Annotated in this window: 22 protein-coding genes; 8 read left to right on the forward strand and 14 right to left on the reverse strand. The window is 42.6% G+C overall.

Annotation, left to right across the window (positions count from 1 at the left end; genetic code table 11):
• Nucleotides 1-39: 39 nt before the first annotated feature.
• The 7 genes from QM738_RS19720 to QM738_RS19750 form a co-directional block, all read right to left on the reverse strand.
• Nucleotides 40-834, reverse strand: coding sequence for an ATP-binding cassette domain-containing protein (locus tag QM738_RS19720; protein ID WP_462278464.1), 795 nt, complete (start codon nucleotides 832-834; stop codon nucleotides 40-42).
• Nucleotides 831-1,610: an ABC transporter permease gene (locus QM738_RS19725; RefSeq protein ID WP_462278465.1), complete on the reverse strand. Its 780-nt coding sequence runs from the start codon at nucleotides 1,608-1,610 to the stop codon at nucleotides 831-833. Before QM738_RS19725 ends, QM738_RS19720 begins: the two co-directional genes overlap by 4 nt.
• Nucleotides 1,611-1,772: 162 nt before the next feature.
• Complete coding sequence (locus tag QM738_RS19730; RefSeq protein ID WP_462278466.1) at nucleotides 1,773-3,539, reverse strand: OmpA family protein; 1,767 nt, start codon at nucleotides 3,537-3,539, stop codon at nucleotides 1,773-1,775.
• A gap of 100 nt (nucleotides 3,540-3,639) precedes the next feature.
• Complete coding sequence (locus QM738_RS19735; protein ID WP_462278467.1) at nucleotides 3,640-3,816, reverse strand: hypothetical protein; 177 nt, start codon at nucleotides 3,814-3,816, stop codon at nucleotides 3,640-3,642.
• Nucleotides 3,809-4,636 carry a hypothetical protein gene (locus QM738_RS19740; RefSeq protein WP_462278468.1) on the reverse strand — a complete coding sequence of 276 codons (828 nt, stop codon included), beginning with the start codon at nucleotides 4,634-4,636 and terminating at the stop codon, nucleotides 3,809-3,811. The genes QM738_RS19735 and QM738_RS19740 overlap by 8 nt, the downstream gene beginning before the upstream one ends.
• Before the next feature lie 41 nt (nucleotides 4,637-4,677).
• Nucleotides 4,678-5,295, reverse strand: coding sequence for a hypothetical protein (locus tag QM738_RS19745; protein ID WP_462278469.1), 618 nt, complete (start codon nucleotides 5,293-5,295; stop codon nucleotides 4,678-4,680).
• Nucleotides 5,296-5,405: 110 nt separating this feature from the next.
• Nucleotides 5,406-5,597 carry a hypothetical protein gene (locus tag QM738_RS19750; RefSeq protein ID WP_462278470.1) on the reverse strand — a complete coding sequence of 64 codons (192 nt, stop codon included), beginning with the start codon at nucleotides 5,595-5,597 and terminating at the stop codon, nucleotides 5,406-5,408.
• 932 nt (nucleotides 5,598-6,529) lie between these two features.
• Between QM738_RS19750 and QM738_RS19755 the strand changes: the two genes are divergently transcribed.
• From QM738_RS19755 to QM738_RS19765, 3 genes are read left to right on the forward strand one after another with little or no spacing between them, the layout of a single operon-like run.
• A complete protein-coding gene (locus QM738_RS19755; RefSeq protein ID WP_462278471.1) occupies nucleotides 6,530-6,883 on the forward strand; it encodes a YciI family protein in 354 nt (117 codons plus the stop codon).
• Nucleotides 6,884-6,925: 42 nt separating this feature from the next.
• Nucleotides 6,926-8,152, forward strand: a complete 1,227-nt coding sequence (locus tag QM738_RS19760) for an RNA polymerase sigma factor (protein WP_462278472.1) — start codon at nucleotides 6,926-6,928, stop codon at nucleotides 8,150-8,152.
• Nucleotides 8,153-8,157: 5 nt separating this feature from the next.
• A complete protein-coding gene (locus tag QM738_RS19765) occupies nucleotides 8,158-8,502 on the forward strand; it encodes a 5-carboxymethyl-2-hydroxymuconate Delta-isomerase (protein ID WP_462278473.1) in 345 nt (114 codons plus the stop codon).
• A gap of 7 nt (nucleotides 8,503-8,509) precedes the next feature.
• Here the strand turns inward: QM738_RS19765 and QM738_RS19770 are convergent, their stop codons facing one another.
• A complete protein-coding gene (locus QM738_RS19770; RefSeq protein ID WP_462278474.1) occupies nucleotides 8,510-9,733 on the reverse strand; it encodes a PQQ-dependent sugar dehydrogenase in 1,224 nt (407 codons plus the stop codon).
• A 223-nt stretch (nucleotides 9,734-9,956) separates the two neighbouring features.
• Between QM738_RS19770 and QM738_RS19775 the strand changes: the two genes are divergently transcribed.
• On the forward strand, nucleotides 9,957-10,325 hold the full coding sequence (locus QM738_RS19775; RefSeq protein WP_462278475.1) for a DUF6370 family protein: 369 nt from the start codon (nucleotides 9,957-9,959) through the stop codon (nucleotides 10,323-10,325).
• A 2-nt stretch (nucleotides 10,326-10,327) separates the two neighbouring features.
• Here the strand turns inward: QM738_RS19775 and rpiB are convergent, their stop codons facing one another.
• From rpiB to QM738_RS19790, 3 genes are all read right to left on the reverse strand, one after another.
• Nucleotides 10,328-10,780 (reverse strand): ribose 5-phosphate isomerase B, encoded by a 453-nt coding sequence (rpiB, locus tag QM738_RS19780; protein WP_462278476.1) that lies wholly within the window; start codon nucleotides 10,778-10,780, stop codon nucleotides 10,328-10,330.
• Between the two features lie 104 nt (nucleotides 10,781-10,884).
• Nucleotides 10,885-12,405: an outer membrane protein assembly factor BamB family protein gene (locus tag QM738_RS19785; protein ID WP_462278477.1), complete on the reverse strand. Its 1,521-nt coding sequence runs from the start codon at nucleotides 12,403-12,405 to the stop codon at nucleotides 10,885-10,887.
• 71 nt (nucleotides 12,406-12,476) lie between these two features.
• Nucleotides 12,477-13,457, reverse strand: a complete 981-nt coding sequence (locus QM738_RS19790) for an ARPP-1 family domain-containing protein (RefSeq protein WP_462278478.1) — start codon at nucleotides 13,455-13,457, stop codon at nucleotides 12,477-12,479.
• A 143-nt stretch (nucleotides 13,458-13,600) separates the two neighbouring features.
• Here QM738_RS19790 and QM738_RS19795 point away from each other — a divergent pair, with 143 nt between their 5' ends.
• Nucleotides 13,601-15,433 (forward strand): histidine kinase, encoded by a 1,833-nt coding sequence (locus tag QM738_RS19795; protein WP_462278479.1) that lies wholly within the window; start codon nucleotides 13,601-13,603, stop codon nucleotides 15,431-15,433.
• A complete protein-coding gene (locus QM738_RS19800) occupies nucleotides 15,423-16,166 on the forward strand; it encodes a LytR/AlgR family response regulator transcription factor (protein ID WP_462278480.1) in 744 nt (247 codons plus the stop codon). Before QM738_RS19795 ends, QM738_RS19800 begins: the two co-directional genes overlap by 11 nt.
• On the opposite strand, the gene QM738_RS19805 is transcribed toward QM738_RS19800, so the two are convergent.
• The 3 genes from QM738_RS19805 to QM738_RS19815 form a co-directional block, all read right to left on the reverse strand.
• Nucleotides 16,163-16,693 (reverse strand): CAP family protein, encoded by a 531-nt coding sequence (locus QM738_RS19805; protein WP_462278481.1) that lies wholly within the window; start codon nucleotides 16,691-16,693, stop codon nucleotides 16,163-16,165. The genes QM738_RS19800 and QM738_RS19805 overlap by 4 nt on opposite strands.
• 193 nt (nucleotides 16,694-16,886) lie before the next feature.
• Nucleotides 16,887-17,219, reverse strand: coding sequence for a hypothetical protein (locus tag QM738_RS19810; protein ID WP_462278482.1), 333 nt, complete (start codon nucleotides 17,217-17,219; stop codon nucleotides 16,887-16,889).
• Nucleotides 17,220-17,461: 242 nt separating this feature from the next.
• The gene (locus QM738_RS19815; protein WP_462278483.1) at nucleotides 17,462-19,963 is read right to left on the reverse strand and encodes a TonB-dependent receptor domain-containing protein; all 2,502 of its coding nucleotides are present in this window, start codon (nucleotides 19,961-19,963) and stop codon (nucleotides 17,462-17,464) included.
• A 506-nt stretch (nucleotides 19,964-20,469) separates the two neighbouring features.
• Here QM738_RS19815 and QM738_RS19820 point away from each other — a divergent pair.
• A complete protein-coding gene (locus QM738_RS19820) occupies nucleotides 20,470-21,306 on the forward strand; it encodes a PAS domain-containing protein (RefSeq protein WP_462278484.1) in 837 nt (278 codons plus the stop codon).
• A 135-nt stretch (nucleotides 21,307-21,441) separates the two neighbouring features.
• Nucleotides 21,442-22,233, forward strand: coding sequence for a LiaF transmembrane domain-containing protein (locus QM738_RS19825; RefSeq protein WP_462278485.1), 792 nt, complete (start codon nucleotides 21,442-21,444; stop codon nucleotides 22,231-22,233).
• Nucleotides 22,234-22,251 lie beyond the last annotated feature (18 nt).

A 22,251-nucleotide genomic window follows, 5' to 3' on the forward strand; every position in this document is an offset into this window, starting at 1 on the left:
CTCCCTCTATAGAAATAAAGGAGAGATGTTATGTACAAATCACAAACAGGCTTTTATTTCTTCCACGGTTTCAATAAAGGCTTTTTCTTTTTTAATATCTTTCTGCCATGCCAGGTCCCGTTCTACCAGGTCAATTTCTTTTTTAATGGTGGCGCCTAGTTTGCCGTTCTCATTGCCCATGATCAATACTGTATCGGAAATTGCCACGGATGTGCTGATATCGTGTGATACGATGATCAGTGTTTTTAATTCATCCGAAACAGATACCTGCAGCAACAGGTCGGTCACTTTATCCAGCACACATACATCCAGGCCGGAGAAGGGTTCATCGAGCAACAAAAAATTAGAGCCTTTCAGCAATTGCTGAATGATGCTGGCCCTTTGCCGCTGGCCACCCGATAATTGCTGCGGGTATTTTTGCAGTTCATCCGTCAACTGGAAGTCAGCCGCATATTGGGCGATCATTTCTTTTTCTTTGCCTTTCAGCGAAGCATTTTGTTTAGCTGCCAGCTGTAAAGATTGCCCTACTGTTCTCCATTCAAACAGGTAATAGTTCTGGAAGATAACGCCCATATCACCTGCTTTTACCGGCTCATCTTCATTGATGGTAACCGCACCCGCAGTAGGTTTTTGTAAACCTGATAGTATTTTAAATAACTGCGTTTTACCGATACCGCTTCTACCGATTAGCGAAACCACCTGTCCCTGCTGCATCCCCGGCCGCACAATATCTTTGATGCAGAAATTGATATCCCGCAGGATCGTTTTACCTGCATAGGAAAGCTGTATATTATTAGCCTTCAGTAATGTTTTTGTTTTGATACAGTCTGTCATGATGTTGCCTGTTTTAATTTGCTGTGAGGAAATAACCAATGCCTGGTGGCGCCCAATAAACTGTCGAAGCAGAGGCCGATAATGAATATCAGCAACTGCAATGCGATCACATTGGTAAGATCGTTGTACTTATTGTACTTGATCAGTAAAGAACCAACACCACCTTCACTCATACTCAAACCTTCCACCATCGTGATCATTAACCATGATATGGCAAAGTTCTGGCGCAATATCTCGAACACCTGGTCGGCCTTGCCCACGATGATCACTTCATACAATGTTTGCCAGTTATTATAGCCCAATGTCTTACACAATTCATACTCCTGTTTGTCAATATTGATGATGACTGACAGGAAGGAAGTGGTAAAAAAAGGCACGATACCAAATACCAGCAATGATAATTTTAACTGGCTGCCATCAGTCGTAAGTAGTGTAAAAATGAAGATCAGACCGGTTAAAGTAAGATACCTGCATTTTACAATGAACTGCGCTATACTTTTAAAGAAAGGGATCACCGAAGCATACGCAAAGAACAAAGTAATAAGTATGCTATAGAACATTGCCTTTAATGTAAGCACCAGGCTTACCACCAGGTTATTCAGTAACAGTTTTGTTGTTACCAGTTTACCAAATGCTGCAGCAACAGCCGCAGGTTTGGGTATCAATCCTGAGGATGTAGTATGCCAAACAAGTAAGGTAACCGCCAGCTGCAGCACGGTCATGATAAGGAACGTTTGCCTGCTGATGATACCAAATGGCTTAAATATATTTTTCATGTTAGTTCCTGTTAATGGTTCATGATCTTTTATCACGAACCTTTTTAAAAAATTGTTTGATCGGTTAAAATGAAAGCGGGAATGCTTACCTGGTACACAGCTCATACTTCACTGCATTCCCTGCTTCCGGTTTTTAACCTTTAGTTCTCACACGGGTTAATGTTATTCACCCAACACGATCTCCACACGACGGTTCTTACTCTTACCGGCTTCGGTACTGTTGTCTGCAATTGGTTTTACGCTACCAAAACCTTTTGCTTCTATACGGTTCACCTGCAAACCTTTCTTCTGTAAATAATTCTTTACAGCATTTGCTCTTTTTTCGGAGAGTGGGATATTGGTCACATCGCTACCACTGTTGTCTGTGTGGCCATACACACCGATCTTTAAACCTTCCGCCACAACAGCAGATTCAAATATCTCATCCAGCATTTTGTAAGAGCCGGGTTTGATGTTGGCAGAACCAGTTTCAAATTCAATGCTGTAACTTTTTGAAGAAACAGCAGCAGTGATCTGGTCTGCATATTTTGTTTCAATGGCCTTGCCCTGCATCAGGTCCGGGTGATTGGAAATAACGCTGAACAAAAAGCTTTTGTCAACCGCCTTTTCGTAAGGCATGAACGTAGGCATCAGTGATGGATACATTTTTACCATCAGGTTACCGAACGTGTTGTACACAGCTTTGTAGCGGTCTACTTTGTCTTCACCCAGGCCATAGGTATTGGCCATATCATTCAGGTTGAACACCATACTACCACCCAGGTTTACCTGCTGCCCCTGGATATCTTTCTCCACGATACCATTGTAATATTTCAACCAGTAATCAGCATCTTTTTCCTGGTACACCTGGGCGCTTACTTTTGCAGCAAAGGCTTTGGCTTCATTGAAAGAACGTACCTGGTCACCGGCCTGTGCCAAAGCAATGATCATATTCTCCACATCGGTCCTGTGATCATACGCCCATTTTTTAATCACGATGGTCTGGTTAGGCATCTGCGAAGCATACTGTTTTGTATTGGCAATGGTTACCAATCCACCTTTCTTTGTGGCAACGTTCACGTCACCAGGGGTCCAGGTGGCTACGCCATCCACGTTCACCGTAGTATCGGCACCGGTTGTTTTACCATTCCTTACGATCTTTCTTTTTTCGCTGTAACCGGTAATGTACTTGTTAGGCGCATCCAGGAAGTCGTTGGCAGCAATGATGTTGATGGCATCACCGTCGTAAGTGGTTTCATCCGGGTTTACTTTTAAACCGTTGTCACCAGCCCATTTCAACAAAATGTTGATATCACCGTCACGCAGCACACCAGCCACACATTTACCGATCGCATTCTTTGGATCCTGTTTCCACGAAGCAGGCGCCATCACCTGGTCTTCACCATACGATTTACCGTGTGTAACGGGTATAATGATGGGTTGATATTCCGGGCCTAATGGTTCCAGTTCTTTCGATAAGGAAGTCATGAAGGCAGGCATACCGTCGCCCATAAAGGTGATCAGCACGGCAGGACTGTTAGGATTATTTTTATAATCACTGGCAAACTTTACAAGGTCGGCCATCTGTTTGTTACAGTCATCCTGGCGCACATAAGTAACATCCAGGTGTGCTTTGTCGAACAAAGAGTTTTTTGTCGTCTGCACGCCACCGTTAGCGTACATGCCACTGAACTGGCTGTTCCATGCCATACGTTCCCATGTGATCTTTGTACCACCGTTCACGGCATTATCAGAAGAGGGCAGGGGTAACAATGTTGCATTACCGCTTAACGATGCATCGGGTGCATCGGGCAACGTTACCTTACCAAGGTCAACTGACTGGTTTACATCTTTAGGACGGTTCTGGTACCATCTTACACTGAATATTGCGGCAGCTACCACGGCTGCTATAATGAATAATTTACCTGCGGGTTTTAATTTAACTGACATAGTTGTATGTTTTATTTTTGTTTTTTAAATTTTATTACACGAATTATACTAATTACACGAATTGTTTTGGGCTGGCTTTCATGCCTCTTTACGAGGGTTTTTAATCCAGCAAGCCTCTGTACTTATCCGTGATGTTCACATCTTTCAACTTACCATTGTTGCTGTTGCTATCCAGCGCATTATTGGTATAATTGAAATCTTTGTTCAGGTCGAAGTTGTTGATGAGCTCAATGGCCTGTGCAGATTTTGCTTTATCTTCCAGTACCTTGTCATCCATGAACCTCGAAGTGACATCGATGGCAGATTTGATATGCCCGATTCTTTTCACCGATTTGTTCTTTCAGTATCGCCAAAGCTTTTTCAGCATCCTGGTTCAGTTCATCATCGCCCTTGAACGCCTTCATAGCGCTGGTTACGGCCGATAAACCTGTTGTTACAGAATAGTACAGATCCTTCTTGGCTTCCAGGTCCAGCTTCGCATCTTCCAGCATGATACCGCTCTCTTCATAAGCCGTATCCGAGAACTTGATCAGCTTGTTAAGGTCGCCAACAATAGGTGTTACATTGTCGATGTATTCCCTGCAGCGCAATACATTATTGGCATACAGGTCCACCTGTCTTGACTTATCATTTTCCTGTTGCAGGATCTTTACTTTCTGCACATTCAGCTGCAATTCTTTTTCCTTATCCTTCAGCTTGTCCATCAGTTCACTTTGTTTGCCTTTCAGTTTGGCCGACTGCTGGAACAATGTGTTCCTGTCCTTATAACCCTGCTCTATCTTCAGTTGCAGGATATTGAAAGGATTCAGTTCAATGGCCAGGCCTACGGTATAATTGGCAATGAACTCAGAGAAATACCGCAGTGCACGCCAGAATTTTTTGTTGGTAACTATCATCAGCAAAAAGCCGAGAACAGTACCGCCAATGATAAGATTCACGAGGTTCCAGGTTACGGTTACCAGCCATGGTAACACGAAAGTGAGGAACGCATAGGTCAAACCTGCAAAAAGAGACAGGCCGATAATGGTGGTTGCCACATTCTTTGGTTCGCTGAACCAACCGGGCTTTTTTGTTTGTTTAATCATTGTGTTGATCATTGTTTTTGTTTTTATGGTTATTAATCAGCGGGGTGTTAACCTTACGCTATGTGCTGTTTTATTTTTATAATATCATTTGCTATCTGTTGCCGCATGTTTTCCAGCGCTGCTTTGTAGCCACCGGTATTACTTGCTATCTTTTCCTCATTTTCCTTTACTTCTAGCTGCAGCAACTGAATTTGTTTTTGCAGGTCATCGATCTCTCTCGACAATTGTTCCATGCGTTGCTGTTTGGCAGCGATCTCCTGTTGCTTGCCCTGCACTTTTTCCATCAGCGCTGCATCCACACTCGAGTTGAAATTGGCTGCATCCGTTTCCAGTATGCCGAGATAAGTATTGGCTGTTTGCAGCAACTTATCTTTATCCAATCCCTGTACACTCAAGCCTGCAAAAGCTGCACTGTACCTGGCTTTTTCATCTGCAATGGCCGTCATGGCCTGTGTCATTCTTGCAAATTCAAAGTAGTCGGGGCCGGGCAGGTTAGCATCATTGAACAGTTTGTCGAAATACTGCCTGAATTTTTCGCTGTTAACGGCTGCAGGCTTTGCTGCTGCAACAGGTGTGGAATGTTGTTGCGTTGCTTCCGGCGTTGTAACAGGTTTCTTTTCTTCTGTTACTTCCACAAAGGCCGAAAGGATCTTTTTACCAAAACTTGCCATAGTGTTGTTGTTTTTAATTGTTAATACTTGGGTTTGTTATTGTTGGGGCATAGCTCCGCCTGGATGGTTTTGAACCATTTTTTTCAGGACAGTCTTGTTTGCCGAAAACGCTAGTATTCCAGGTTAACCAACAGGTTGAAAGGATAGTCTGTTATGCTATCATTGCCTGCGCCTTGCTCCGCAGCAGTTGCCGGTACAGCAGTGATTGTTTGCTGCACTAAACCTTTTGTTTTTTTAATGATCACCAGTATTGCGCACATAGTGATAGCAGTACCGGTTACGACCAGTTTAAATAGTTTCATTTTTTGCGATGAAATTTTGTAAAAGATTACAGCTTACCTGTTGCAGGTTAAGGTGCAATTCAACTCGATGATCTTTACTGTTTGGAGAAGCTTACAGGCTGGAGATATTCCCGGGTGGATTTTCCCTTAATCTTACAAGGGTCAATTTTTTAACCAGAAATGTATTGTTCATGTTCGATGGAGTAGTACTCCTGTTTTGATTTGTGGACGTAAAGCTATGACCTGTTAAGGGATTGTGAAAAGGAATCCGGTACAAACGGGACTTGCATTCATACCAATGGTAAAGTACGCCTGATGAGTGGTAAATATTGGTTTGGTAGGCGGTAAATATGTGGTATCAGCGGCAAAATAGCTAGATAAAGAAACATTGTTGCAAATTTTACAGATATTTACGAATGTTAAATTTGTTATATGTGAATCTGTGATTTAAAGCATATCCTGCCTGAAAATTTAGTGTACTCTTCAACGTTATATATACTAAAACTGGTCTTACTTGAGTATTGTCCGTTGACTATTGAGCATTGATAATTTTGCTTTGTCCAATAAAAAAGCCACCAATGATCATTGGTGGCCATCCCGGCTGCATACGCCGGCCAGATTATTTTTTGAGCCCCGGTAATTTTAAATTACCCGGGAGGCCCATGACTGATCTGTAGATTGCATGAATACCTCCTTTTTATTTGATGAATACTAAAGTTACGTATTTATTGAATCAGAAGATCCGGTTTAATTTTTTTAAAAGTTAAAGTTGAAAACGTTTTTGTTTATAAAATTTTAAGAGGAATGGAGAAGAAAATAGCAACAACTTTCACATAACATTTCAATAAGACCGATAAGCAGTTTATCTTTAAAAATATTTTACACGATTGTCCCTTTTGCCCCGCTTGGTTTGTTATTGGGGTATACATTCAATAACAATTAAACATTTTACAATGAAAGAATTTATGTTGATCTTCAGGCACGAAGACGGGAGCAAGATCGCTTCGCCGGAACAGATGCAGATATGGATGCAGCAAACCATGGACTGGATCGGCGGTATTGCCGCACAAAACAAATTTGTACTGGGCAATGGCCTGCCATTCGATAATGCAAAAGTAGTAGGGCATAAGGGCGTGGTTACCAACGGACCTTTTGGCCAGGTAAAAGAAACCATTGGCGGGTATATTATTGTAAAGGCGGACTCAGTAGAAGAAGCAGTGGAATTTGCAAAAGGTTGCCCCGTGTTGCAGGGCGACGGCAATACCGTAGAGGTAAGAACGATCGCCAAAGGAGATGGTGTTCATTAAAAACATTCGGCCGTTCCCGGTAAATAGGGAACGGCCTTTATTATGGAACAGCAGGAACTGATACCGCATTTATTTCGCACCGAATACAGGAAGATAACAGCCGTGCTGTGCCGACTGTTTGGTATGGAGCATATTGAAATGGCAGAAGACATTGCCGGCGAAGCTTTTTTAACGGCACTGGAAACATGGCCGTATAAAGGTGTTCCGCAAAACCCTACTGCATGGTTATATTTTGTTGCAAAGAACAAAGCAAAGAATTACCTGCAGCGCCATACTAATTTTAAACAGCATATTGCCCCGCAATTAAAAAAGGAAGAAGAAACATTCATTGATCTTTCAGAAAAAAATATCAGCGACAGCCAGTTGCAGATGCTGTTTGCGATTTGTCATCCTGCTATACCTGTTGAATCACAAATTGGTTTGGCATTGCGTATACTGTGCGGTTTTGGCATTGAAGAAATTGCCAATGCATTGCTCAGTAATAAAGAAACCATCAATAAAAGGCTGGTACGTGCAAGAGAAAAACTGCGTACTGCAAATATTGCCATTGAATTTCGCGGCAATGATGCTATTAACGAAAGGTTGCAAACCGTACTCACTACCTTATACTTGCTCTTCAACGAAGGTTATTACTCCGAAAGCAGTGAAGCAGTGTTGCGGGAAGAACTTTGCCTGGAAGCTATGCGGCTTACTTATTTGTTGATCGAAAATCCATCCACCAACCTCCCGCAGGTAAATGCACTGATGGCATTGATGTGTTTTCATGCTTCCCGTTTTGAAGCCCGTAAAAATGAAAACGGTGCTATCATTCTTTACAACGAACAGGATGAAAGCTTGTGGAACCAGGAATTGATCAGTAAAGGTATTCTCTTGCTTAAAAATGCATCTGTTGGTAATACGATCTCTAAATATCATATTGAAGCAGGCATTGCTTATTGGCTTACTGTAAAAGAAGATACAGAGGATAAATGGCAGAAAACATTGCAGCTGTACAATCAATTATTATGTATGGAATATTCCCATGCCGCATCGCTCAACCGCACGTATGCTTTTAGTAAAGTGTATGGCAATACAGCAGCTATTGCCGAAGCAGAAAAACTGCAGCTAAACAACGATCATTTTTATTTTACCTTGCTGGGAGAATTGTATAAAGATACCGATGCACAAAAAGCAAAGATAAATTTTGAAAAGGCTTTAGCACTTGCATCAACATCAGCAGATAAGCAAACGATCAGCAACAAAATAAAAGCGCTTGAAAATTTTAAATAATCGCCATGCCACATTTTGTAATTCACTGCTCGCCCAATGTAATTCAGTTACAAACGCCGGAAGATATTATGCGAACGGTGCATGATACGGCCAATGCCACCGGCTTATTTAAACAGGGCGATATTAAAGTGCGGATCGATCCTTACCAGTATTACAATGTGGGCAACACTAAAAACGATTTTATTCATGTGTTCGCCTATATCATGGAGGGGAGAAATACAGAACAAAAAAGCGATCTTTCACGCCGCATCACCACGGTGCTTACAGCCATGTTTCCTGCTGTACCGGTGATATCTATCAATGTAAGTGATTTTGAAAAAGCTACTTATTGTAACAGAACGATGATATAAACCTTGTTTATTGTTTGCTGATCCTGTATAGTATACCGGAATCGGTAACAGCATATAATTTGCCATTGAGTACGGCAACATCACGTACACGTTCTTTTTTATCAGCTATCAGGCTTTCTTCGCCGACCACTTTATCATTTTCTATTACCAGGCGTACCACACGGGTGCTGGTAAGGCCGGCTATGAATAGATTATTTTTCCATTCAGGGATAGAATCGCTGTTATAAAAGGTCATGCCGCTGGGAGAGATCACGGGATCCCAGTAATAGATCGGTTGTTCCATGCCTTCTTTCTGCTGGATACCATCGCCAAATATCTTACCATCGTAATTGATACCATATGTGATCACCGGCCAGCCATAATTCTTACCGGGTTTTATCAGGTTCAGTTCATCACCACCCATGGGGCCAAATTCTGCTTCCCATAATTCGCCGGTAGCAGGATTGATATCCAGGCTTTGCACATTACGGTGACCGTAAGAATATATTTCAGGTTTAGCGCCTGGTTTATTTTCAAATGGATTGCCGGGCGCCGGTTTACCATCTTTGGTAAGCCTGAATATTTTGCCCAGGTCGTTGCTGATATCCTGCGCATTCATCCTCGATTCAGGTTTGCCTCTTTCGCCACTGGTCACAAAAAGATAACCATCCTTATCAAATACCAGCCTGCAGCCGAAATGCTGTTTGCTGTTCCATTCAGGTAATGCACGGAATATGACGGCAGGATTTCTAATGACAGAATCCCCCGGCGCTAATTGCCCCTTGGCAACAGAAGTGCAGTTACCGGCGCCATGCGGTTCGGAAAAAGCCCAGTATATCGTATGATTCTTTTGAAAGTCGGGGTCAAAAGCCACATCCAGCATTCCTCCCTGGTCGGCATCATCCACCTGCGGAAAGCCGGTGATCTTTTTTACTAGAGCACCGTCGGCGGTGAGAATATCCATAAAGCCCGATTTCTCGGTGATCAGCAACTGCTGCGTACCGGGAATGGGAACAATGGCCCAGGGCCTGCCCAAATGTTCTGCGATCGTTTCTACTTTATAAGGAGTGGTGGTTTTAACGGTGTCGATACGGGTTTGCCCTTTAAAAGCTGGTTTATAATTGGTGTTGGGCTTATTGAAGTTTGTGGTGCCTGTTTTTCCGTCGCCCGCTTTCGATTCGTTACCAAAACAACCGCCCAGCACTGTAATAGCCGCAAATCCTGCCACATAAAAAAACGAATGCACCTTCATAAGAGTCTATTAAGAATATTAGTTGTAAAAATACTAAAGTTAAGCGAGTATCCTTCCTGTATTATATGTTCTGATTGTTAATAAGTAAATATTTTGTAAAAAAACAGGCATTATTATAAAAAATAATTTGTTTAGAAGATATACGGCCGAATGAGTGCTTCAGTTTGACAACCGGTTGCTTTTTTAAGAATAACTGTTTATCAGTAACTTTATAAAAAAAATTATGAAGCGATATATTTTCGGACTGTTGCAGAGTTTTTTTGTACTGCCTGCTTTCAGCCAGGGGGATGTTCAGAAAAATACAGCGCCTGATCCCAATAAAAAAGTGCAGATCGTGGATGTATCCTGCGGCAAATGCAATTTTAATTTAAAAAGCGAAAGCTGCAAACTGGCTGTTCGCATCAAGGGCAAAAGTTATTTTGTAGAAGGCGCCAGCATTGATGATTTTGGTGATGCACATGCAAAAGCTGGTCTTTGCCGTGCTGTGCGGAAAGCAAAAGTGCAGGGCGAAATTGACGGTGATATTTTTAAAGCCACTTATTTTAAACTGATAGAAGATAAAAAAGATAAGCCGCTGGAAGTAAAACTGTAACCTTACTTCATATTATTATCTTCAATAGCCAGCACTTTGTTCAGCCTGCGCAGGTGCCTTTCTTCATTGGTGAACCTGGCAGCGAGAAAAGTGGTAATGATCTCCCTGGCGAGTTCAATGCCTATCACCCGCTGACCAATACATAATACATTCACATCATCATGCTCCACGCATTGGTGTGCGGAATAAGTATCGTGGCATAAGCCTGATCGTATGCCCCTGAATTTATTGGCTGCTACGCAAACACCCACACCGCTGCCACAGATGAGGATACCTCTTTCCACTTCTTTATCAATAATGGCTTTTGCAACAACTGCAGCACAATCGGGATAATCACTGGGCTGTTCGTTGAATACGCCGCCATCAATTACTTCATATCCTTTTTCCTGTATAAAAGGTACCAGTAACTGCTTGTATTGAAATCCCCCGTGATCGGATGCGATGATGATCTTCATGATATGTTGCTTTAGACAAAGTTATTTAAATATCGCTGCCGGCAATCAATAAAAACAGCCCGCAACTGCGGGCCGTTAATAGTGTAAGTACACCATCATAGGGTTTAATTTTCATTGGTCCTGGCAGCATTACCGCCCCACATGTTCCAGCCGGTAATAGCAGGGTTGCCGGTATTAATGGCATACATCTTACTGTTTACCGTGGTCACAAATATCCACCCGTTATCGGCAACAGGCTGGTAGCGCACAGGATCCTGTATGTTGTAAGTTTTTATCAATTCGCCTTTCTTTTCATCAAACAGCAGCACTTCGCCTTTTAATGTTGCAACAATGATATAGCCATTGGCATACACCGGCGGCGTGCCCATAAAGCCACCTTCACTTTTTATATCGCCGCCCAGCGAATGTTTCCATTGCACGGTGCCGCTGCTGTCGGTACAAATGATCTCATCACCCATGGTATTGTACAGCCGCTCGTTCTTATACAATGTTCTCGATCCCTGGAAGGATTGCAGTGAAGAAACATTGGACTGGCCGATATTACTGTATGCCATGGTATAATTGGCGCTGGCGGGTGCACCCGAAGCAAAACCATTGCCGGCATCGGCGGTCGCTGCCGTTCCTTTTAGTTTGGAACGGTCCTGCACTTTCATATCCAGGTAAGCCGCTTCTTTTTTATAGACTGATTTTTGTTTTCTGCCGTAACCTATCACCACTGCCTCGCCCACGGCATTGTTGGCGGTATTATCATCCCGGCGGCTCACCACTATTTCATTACCCGAAGAAAACACCGGCGCTGAGGTTGCCCTTATTGCTTTTGCTTCAATGATCTCACCGGTTTGCTCTTTTACTTTATATAATGCCCCGGAAAAAGTGGTTACATACAACAGGTCATCTTTGGCAACCGGTGCACTCATGATGTCGCTGTCGATCCATTTTTGCCACAATATCTTTCCTGTTTTTAATTCGATAGCGATCAGTACATGACTGGGGAATAACGCATTATTATTCTGCCCGGTGCTTGCCTTGCCGGTATAACGGGCAGGGTAAGACGTAAATACGATACCGTTATGAATAGAAGGCATGCTCATCAGCGGATCGCCCAAGTAGTATGACCATACCGGTCTTCCATTAGCGGTATCGCAGGCAAAAATGGTACAGGATTCTGTATTAAAAACGATCATGCCATCTGCTATAGCAGGAGAGGATGGGCCATCATCATCCAGGTTAATGGCCCATTTGTTTTTACCACTCACTGCATCAAAAGCATAATATTGTTTGCTGCCAAATCCTCCGCTTAAATACACCGTTCCGTTAATGACGGAGGGCGTGGGGATATTGGTTGTAGAAGGCAGTTGTATGCAATAGCCATCCGCTGTTTTTTTATAGTAATGATCAATTTTTGCCGTGGTAACATTGCCCGGCCTGAAATCCGTAACTGGCTTGTATTTATCGTCGCCATTCAGTTCCAGCACCTGCGGCAGTATATCAATTGCTGCAGTTGCGGTATCTACGTCGTATTTTTTTGTGGTTTTTGTAAGCGATGAATCACTGTTCATTTGCCAGGCTGTTAAGCCAATAACGCCCAGCAGCAGTAATGCGGGCAGCAGTTTTTTATTTTTCATTGCGAACGTTTTAGTGATGTTGAGATGCGACAGTACAGCATATTTCACAAAAGAAAAAGTTAAAGCGGCTCTCATTTATCAAATGCGGTGAGCTTTATTTTCTTACCATTCACCTTTAAACTGCGGCCATTCTTTTCCAGCAGCTTGTCCTGTTCTGCTTCATCCGTCAATAATTTATTGAGGTATTGCTGCACCGTAGCATCACTGATGGTTACTTCCTTTCCATCATAAATTGCTTCGGAAATATAGGAGTTGAGGAGGTTGGCTTCATTCTTACGGAACAGTTGCGGGGTTGCATAAATATCACAACCAATGATCCTGTCACCGGTAACAGCCAGTATGCCTACAATGGAAGAATCTTTAGCCATCTCTTTAGTGAAAGCGTCTTTGTATTCTTTTATCTCGGTATTGTATTTTTCTGATTGTGTTACCGCCGTGTACGTTCCGGTGCTGGTGGAAGTACCATTGCTGCTGTTAATTTTAGCAACATTTTCCCACACTTTGCCCTGGCTTTTTTCCTGTACAATACTTTTTCTTACCGCATTATTGATATTACTGTGATAAGTGGAAAAGCTGGCGCCTGAAGAACGGTAGCTATTACTGCTTGCCGACCAGCGCCCATGTTCCACGCAATATACCGGCAGTGTTAGTGCCTGGCCCGGATAGATCAATGTATCTTTTTCTATCACCCTGTCCTGCTTGCCACCTTTTACAATATCACCCATGCCGATCAAAATAGTGTCTTTGGAAATATTGCTGAACACCAATGAATTCACGCTGCCGCCCTGTGATATTTCCTGCACAGTTATCTTGGATTGTTTCAACGCTTCTTCCAGCGTGGTGTATTTACCCATGCCTTTAAATTCGTTGTACAATGAGGGTTTTGCTTTTATATAATAGAGCCTGATCTTTTTGTGCTCACTTACAAATCCTGTTTGTGCAGTGGCCTGGTGCTCACCAAAAGGCGTGTACAGGTTATCTTTTTTAAACTGGGCGGATACCAACCCGGTACTTGTAGCAAGCACCATAAGGCAAAGGATGATTTTTTTCATAATTAGAAAGTTTATGCAATAAAAGTAGTCCTGCAAAAAGGCTGTTTAAGGGGCTACTTGGTGAAAGGGCCTTTTCACTTGGTGGGGAATAATGGATTAGCGCTAAAATGCTGTTATTTTGCAGTACAAACCTGCTCCGTTCAATGAAGCACAGGCCTGTTATCAAAATATTGTTCTGTTTATTGGTACTGTATTGCTGCGGTACAGGAACCGTTCGTGCGCAGGAAAAAAAGACTAGCAGTAAATTTCGTAAGGCATCTAAAAAAGTTGAACTGGGCCTGGAAGATAACCGGCCCGATACACTGGCGCAGGGATATTTTGATTTGGGAGAAAGCTATTATCAAAAAGGGGAGCTACAGAAAAGTGAGACCAGTTACCAGAAATCAAAACAACTGTACGAAAAACTGAATGATGCCGAAGGTGTTGCCAAAAGCAGCAGGGCATTGGCAAAAGTACAGGAAGACCTGCACAAGGATAAAGAAGCGATTGTTAATTATAATACTGCGCAACAAAATAATTTCAAAAGTGGTGATCTTAATTCCAATGCATTAAACGGGAATGATATCAAAAGACTTTCGATGCCCGATACGGGAAAAATGTACGAACGTTTTTTACAGGCCAATCTTGACCTGGGCCGGAAGAATAAAGATACGAGTGAGATCATTGCCAGTCTTTCGAGGATGGCGCAGATGAATTTAAAAAAGAATGCTTTATCCAATACTGTATCTTCTTACTATTCTGCATACCAATTCTCCAGAAATAATCCTGAACAGGCGCTGCGTTTTAACCAGAACATTACTGACCTGTATGTGAAGGATAAGAATTTTACCAAGGCTATTGCTGCCAAGCAGGAAGTTTTAAAAGAACCCTTTGTAAAGAACTCTACGCAGTTGCAGGCCAGCGAGATCACTTCGCTTGCGGATATCTATATTCAAAAGAAAGATGATAGTACGGCGATACAATTGCTGCAGGAATCCTATGCCTTGTCGGTGCAGAACGGGCACACGATGGAAGCCAAAAAATGTATTGAGCGACTGGACAGCATTTACCAGCAGAATGGCAAAAAAGCCATGAGCCTGGACCTGTACAAGCATTTTCTGCAACAGTTACCCGATATTATTGATAAAGACAGTTCGCTGGTGGATAATAAAATAATTGAGGAAACAGAAGGCAAGATAAAAAAACTGGAGAACGAAAAAGCATTGAAGGATGACCTGATACGAAGGAAGAATGTTTTTAATTACTGGCTGATAGGATCGGTCATTGCACTGATCATTTTTACCGCGATCATTTTATTTATCTTAAAAAAACTGCAGGTAAAAAATAAAAAGATCGCATTGCAATCGCTGCGCAGGGAAATGAACCCGCATTTTATTTTCAACAGCCTTAACAGCATCAATCAATTTATTGCCAATAATAACGAACTGGAGGCCAATCAATACCTAACACGCTTCTCTACATTGATGCGCAGGGTGATGGAAAATTCAAAGGAGGATTTTGTTTTATTTGCTAAAGAAACAGAACTGCTGCAGCATTACCTGGAGCTGGAGAAGAGTAGGTTTCCGGATAAATTTAATTTTAAAGTAACGATTGATGATGCATTGTATGCCGATGAACATTTGTACATACCGGGTATGCTGATACAGCCTTATCTTGAAAATGCCGTATGGCATGGCCTGCGCTATGGCGACGAAATGGGATTGCTGCAATTATCTTTTATAAAGAACGATAACAACATCAGCATTCATATTGAAGACAATGGTATTGGCATTGCAGAAAGTAAAAAAGCCAAAACCAGCAACCAGCAGCAGCATAAGGGCAGGGGTATTACGAATACGCAGGAACGCATCAAAATACTCAATGAATTGTATCACTTGCAGATCAGCTGCACGGTGGAAGATAAACCGGCACCGGATCACGGTGTGCGGGTAAAGATCACTGTACCAGTTTTAAAAAATATCAAACATGAAAATTAAAAGCATCATTGTAGATGATGAACTGATTGCGAGAAATGTTCTGGAGAATTACCTGAAAAAATATTGCCCGGTGGTGGAAGTGGTGGGACAGGCGCAGCATATAAAAGAAGCCGTGCCACTGATACAGTCCCTGCAGCCGCAACTGGTGTTCATGGATGTGGAAATGCCTTTCGGTAATGCGTTTGATATACTGGAAGCCTGCGAGGGGCAACAATTTGAAACGATCTTTATCACTGCCTATGCAGAATACTCTTTAAAAGCGCTGAACCGCAGCGCTGCTTATTATATCCTTAAACCGATCGATATTACTGAGCTGGTAGCTGCCGTAAATAAAGTGCAGATGGCCATTTTAAAAGCCGATGAATTCAACCGTACACAGATATTGCTGGAAAATCTGCGCTCCAAAAATGGCAAACAGCAGATCGTATTACCCACGCTGCAGGGCTTTGATGTTATAAAGACCGAATCGATCGTGAAGCTGCAGGCCAACGGCAATTTTACCGATGTTTACCTGGCGGATGGTTCCTGTAAAATGATCTGTAAGTTCTTAAAACATTTTGATGAACTGCTGGATGAACCTTTTATACGCATACACCGTTCGTTCATTGTCAATCTTAATTTTATAAAATCCTATTCCAAAAGCGCTGGCGGTTTTGTGACGCTGCTGGATGGTTCTGAATTTGAAGTTTCGGCAACTTATAAAGAAAACTTGCTGAAGACCCTGGGCGCTTAATACGGATACTGGTTGATAACATTGCCCGCAGGATAATAATTGGCCACCACTATCACGGCCCCGCTTGCACTAACGGCAACGCCTACACCCATTTCCTGCGTGGTCTTCCAGATCATTTGCGTATAATGCCCGGTCTTGTGCCAGTTACTGCCATTCAGTTTGCGGTATTTGTACATTTTCTTTTCATCGTACCAGTTATACGAAGCCTGCACCGGCGGGTAGGCGGCAGCGGAACTGCCCCAGAAAAGGTTCTCACCATATATCTTTCCATTTTCCCCGCTCACATCGCGGTGTTCTAAAGTGCCATTATCAAGGGCGGCCAGGTGGTCGGCCCATTTTTGTGCATAGGCTGATAAGGATCTGCTCCAGGCAAGCGCCGGGGCGCCCACTTCGGCCCTTACTTTATTGTGATGCGCCAGGATAGCTTCTGCATCCTTGCTTTTGATATTGCTGCCGGTAGAGCTGATGGTGTTTTGTGCGGAAAGGGATTGGACTAATAATAACAACCCTGCTAAAAGTTTATACATTGAAAGGTCTTTGAAATTCAAATTAAGTAAAACTTCTGTTTGGATATTTATTTTTTGCTGTTAAATGAAATCTAATTTTGAAATGGATATTAAAAAGCCGTGATTTGTTCAATAGTCCTTGATTCTCATCACCAATGGGGACCATTATAACAAACACGGCTTAAACCAAAGCTCAAGTAGTTTATAATAGCTTTTATTTTGTTACCAGTTTTATTTCACCTGCATCGGTGTAACTGCCTTCTTCCACCACCACATTTTCTACAAAAGCATCTTTATACCCTTTACCTGCTTCCACATGCAGCTTCCAGTTGCCCGGTTTTACATCTACGCTGAAATTACCCGATGAAGGTGCAACGCCGACAGAATCTTTACCGTTCACAGCCCATACTTTGCTGGCTGCATCAGCAGGACTGATGATGCCATGTATACCGCTGGCTGTTTTTGGATGGTTAACAAACCCGCTCATCACCACAATGCTCATGATAATGATGAGTGCAGTATATATCAATATTGCAATCTTTTTCATGATCGTAAAAATTTTAAAAATGAAGTAAATTATTTAGTGTAAAAAATTCCCCGCAACCTCCATGGCTTTCTTTAGTGAAGAATGTTGTTAGTACAGCCAGTGAAAAACAACTACCATGCCATCATCACAAAATGTGAAAAACTAATATGAAAGAAGCTGCTTTTATAACTCCCTGTATGCTAAATAAAAGCTCCGGCAAGACTGCCGGAGCCAACATTAAAAAACTAAAACAAACGTCGTAATTAATTACCTGCGCCTACACGCTGCTGCTCTTCTTCGGTAGATGATCTGCGGCGGCTTTGCTGTCCCTGCTGTTTACCAAAGCGATAGGTGAAATTGATACCGTACTGGCGGTTATCCCAGCGGTTGCGGATATCAATATCCACGGTGCCATATTTGGTCAACCCTTTGTATTGCTGCCAGTTGAAAGGATCACGGGCATTGATGCGCAGGCTGCCTTTACCTTTCAGTAAATTATTTTTTGCAAGGCCGATATTCATCTGACCCATCGGGTAAGAAAGTGATAATTGTTCAATGGTCTTGTAACGGTACCAGCCACTCAGCTCAGCACTCCATCCTTTACCAATGGTGAAATTATTGTTGATATTAAAAGTAAATGAAGTAAAGGCAAGATTCAGGTCCACCATCTGCGGTTGTGCTGTTTCGTTACTGATATAGCTGCCGATATAATGATTGCGGTACACATTGGTATACAGGTTCGAATTCCACCATTTGGCAAATTTTACCGGCGCACTGATGGCAATACCCATATTGTTGTATTTGGCGATATTATCAGATGTAAGGAAACCAATGATTTCACCATTATTACCACGTTTGCGTTTAATGATCTGTGATATCACGTCTGTGGTAGTAGTATAATTAATGGTAGTGGTCAATTTACCGGCATAAGTATGTGTTAACTCATAATTATAAGAGAACTGCGGTGTTAAATAAGGATTACCCTGGCGGTAACTCAGCGAATCAAGGAAAAAGGTGAATGGATTCAGGTCCTGGTAATTGGGGCGCTGCAATCTTCTTCCAATAGCCGCGGTAAGTGTATTCTTTTCGTTCACGGTATAGCTTACATAAGCAGTGGGGAAGAGGCTTACATAATTTCTTATCACTGTTGAATTATCGGATACCTGCACACCTTTTGTGTTGGTATTCTCTGCCCTTAAACCGGTTTGTACATTCCATTTTTTAAATTGTTTGTTCAAATTGATATAAGCAGCATTGATATTTTCTTTATAAATAAAATGGTTGTTCCTGGAATCGGGCGACCAGGTGCCACCGCCAATGCTCCTTAAATAATCCACCAGGTTATCAGATGTTACATAACTGGATTTGATACCCGTTTCCAGCCTGATGCCATTTTTATAATTATGTACAAAATCCGATTTCAATGAATAGATATCAATGGTGGAAGGCAGGTGACCTTTCAGGTACATCGAGTCGGCTGTTTTATTATAATTGCCGTCGAAGAATCCTGTGCTTAATAACTGGTCGGAGGTGTTGTTGTAACGGGCATAATCAAGATCCAATGTCAACTCCGTGCCTGCAGTATCAAAACTGTGTTTGTAATTGAAGTTGGCGCCAAAATTATTCCAGCTCAGTTTATTGATGGTATGAGAATTCAATCTTGAAAATACCTGTCCGTTTAAATTGCTATAAGTGGTAAAAGTTGTCGGTGTCGGCCTGCCGGCAAATAAAAAACCATTCAGCACTATGCCATAGGTATTCTTTTTATTGGGGGTAAAGTCCAGCCCGGTTTTTAAAGTATAATTATTATTACGGAAACGGAAATAAGTGTTCACGTTATTAATACTGTCGATCTGTTTATTATCGCGGTAATAACGGCTTACAATATCCAGTGCGCCCCTGCCTTCGCGGTAATTGTATACGGCATTGGTAAAAAAGTTGATATTATTCTTCCGGTAATTATAATTCACCGAAACAGAAGGTTTCCAGGTCATCTCTTCATTACCATCTTTCCTGAACAAAGCATTGGTGGTACCAATGGCAATGCTACCGTTGGAGCCTTTTATCTTACTCTTTTTTGTTTTGATATTGATCAATCCTGAATTGCCCGATGCGTCATATTTAGAGGAAGGATTGGTCATGATCTCGATCTGGTCCAGTGCAGAGGCGGGCAGGTTGCGCAGTATATTGGCAAGATCGGCACCCGATAAATAAGTAGGCTTTCCATCCATCATGATGATGACACCCTGTTTGCCTTTCAGGCTGATGTTACCATCATTATCCACCGTAACACCTGGTGATTTTTCCAGCACTTCCAGTGCGGTAGCGCCTGCATTGGATGGAGATGCTTCCACATTCACCACAGTGCGGTCGGGCTTTTGTTCAATGAACTGCCTGCTGGAAACCACGGTCACACCGGTGAGCGCTTTCTCCTGCGGTAATAATTGAATAGCGGGCACTGTTATTGCTGCATTGGCTGCCGTTAACTCAACAGGCTGTGAAGTTGTTTTTGAAAAGCCCACAGCACTGATGCTGATAATATAACGTCCGTCTGCGATCTTTTCAAAGCTATAATTACCGGACTTATCAGTCACGGCGGTTTTTACCAGTGATTTGTCGGTTGCTTTCAGCAGCTGTACGGTTGCTGCATTTACGGGCTGTCCACCCGGGTTGGTAACGGTGCCCGATATAGCACCCGTTTTGTTTTGTGCAAACAGGGTTAGGGAAATAACCACTGCAGTGAGCATGGTAATGAGTTTTTTCATGACTACTTGTTTTGGTATACTTTAAGTAAATATGGCAGTGCGAAACTGTTATAATAAGCAGGCATAAAAAACTTAAAATGGGATAAAGGGCAATAATAATTTATAACAGGAGTGATGTAAAAAAACGACAGGGCTGTCCGGTGCCTGTGGGTGATAAATGGTAGGCAGCAAACCGGTTTCGGAAAGCAGTGAAAAAGCAACTGGTTTTAACCCGGATGAACGGAAGATCGTTTTGAAAAATCGGGTGCCGGTAAAACCTGTTCTTGACCCTCCATTTGTTTTTAAAAAAGAAAAATATGCTGGCAGTTTTTGTTACTATCATTTACCTGTAAGCGCAGATTGCAAAATACCAGTATTGTATACTGTATTTGTTTTCCCTTAGTAAAATTACCATCACAAACCGGCTGTTTGCGTATTTTTAGAAGCAGGTAATAAAAAAATAAACTGCTCTGCTTCCTAATTCTGAATACTCTTTATATCTTACCTGCACAACCCCTTAAAACATTATGAAACTCCAGCATGACGAAAATGCTCCACTTGTGGACAAATCTTCCTTTGCTATTAACGATGCTACGAAAAACAATTTGCTGAGTGAACTTACCAGCATTCCTGATATTGTAATTCAAACCGACATCCATTTTAATATTACTGGCTGGAACACTGCTGCAGAAAAGATCTGCAGCCCGGATATCAGTATCGGCAAAAATGTTTTTGAGCTGGAGCATGTGGATCTTTCTGATGTTGCGGTGGAGCAGATCAAAAAAGAATTCAGCGAAAACAGTACCTGGAATGGTAATATCCGTTTCCGCCGCAGCGATGGAGAGTATCTTTATTTCCGTTCATCGGCACATTATGTACTGGACGCCAGCAGTAAACCCGCCAGTATCATCATCACCAATCACAATATTGCCGGGCAGGTAATTGCCGAACAAAAACTTAACGAACATGAGGCCATACAGCTGATGCTGATGAACACCCTGGATGAAGGTGTGTTACTGATAGACGGCACCGGCGCCATTATGGATAGTAACCGCCGTGTTACAGAAATTCTTTCTATTTCCCAGGAGCAATTGCTGGGGCAGGTGCCGGTAAGCGCCGGTGGCTGGAAGGTTTTTCGACCCGATGGAAGGCCTTTTCCCAACAGTGAATTGCCCGTGGTGGTAAGCCTGCTCACCGGTTTTCCACAAAAGAATGTAGAGATGCGCCTCCAAAATCCTGCAGGCGATTCAGTATGGTTATCTGTGAACAGCCAGGCGCTGATAAGGGAAGGGGAGTTCAGCCCTTACGCGGTGGTGGTTTCTTTCTCGGATATTTCCAAAGCAAAACTCAATTCCGTGTTTTAAACCGCGGCGGTGAATTTTCCCGGATATTTTCACCGACAAAATAACCCCGTTCACCTGCTATTTTACTATAACAGCCTATTACAGCTTTGCGGCCCTGCATGGCCGGTATACATTTGTATCACAAAAGCAACAACAATGGAAAACAATTTTAAAGACAACAGGAGACAGGAGACCAGGATATTGACCGGCCTGATACTGGTGGCAGTGGGCGCAGCTTTATTGTTACGTAATTCAGGCTTTCCCTTACCATACTGGCTGTTCAGCTGGCCCATGATACTGATCGTGGTCGGTATTTACAGTGGTATTAAAAACAATTTCAGGAACAATACCTGGATCATACTGTTAGGTGTTGGTGGATTTTTTCTTGCCGACAAGTTCATTCCCGATCTGAAACTGGCGCCTTATTTCTGGCCGGTAGCCATTATTGCCCTGGGCGTACTTTTTATACTGCGCCCCGATGGCAGAAGAAGGATGGAAAACAATAATATGGAAGACGAAAAAAAAAAGCAGTGGAATAATATGACGGGCACTTCAGGAACCAGTTGGCAAAGCAGTACCGCCGGCAACAATTATTCAACTGACAGCAGTGATTTTTTAAAAGTGTCTTCTGTGTTCAGTGGTGTGCAAAGAAATATTGTGAGCAAGAATTTCCAGGGAGGCCGCATAAGTTGTGTGTTTGGCGGTGCGGATATCGATCTTACGCAAGCCGATATCAATGGTAAAAAAGAGATCCGTTTTGAAGTGGTGTTTGGCGGCGTAAAACTGGTGGTGCCCCCGCACTGGACGGTGTACAACGAATTGGATGGTGTGTTTCACGGTGTGGATGATAAAAGAAAATACAGCGCCGAAAGCGGCAGCAATACAGAAAAAGTACTGGTATTAAGAGGACCGGTCGTGTTTGGCGGAGTTGAGATCAAAAGCTATTAATTAACTGCAAAACCAAAA

The organism is Ferruginibacter sp. (assembly GCF_049840995.1).
In the GTDB taxonomy this organism is placed as follows: Bacteria; Bacteroidota; Bacteroidia; order Chitinophagales; family Chitinophagaceae; genus Ferruginibacter.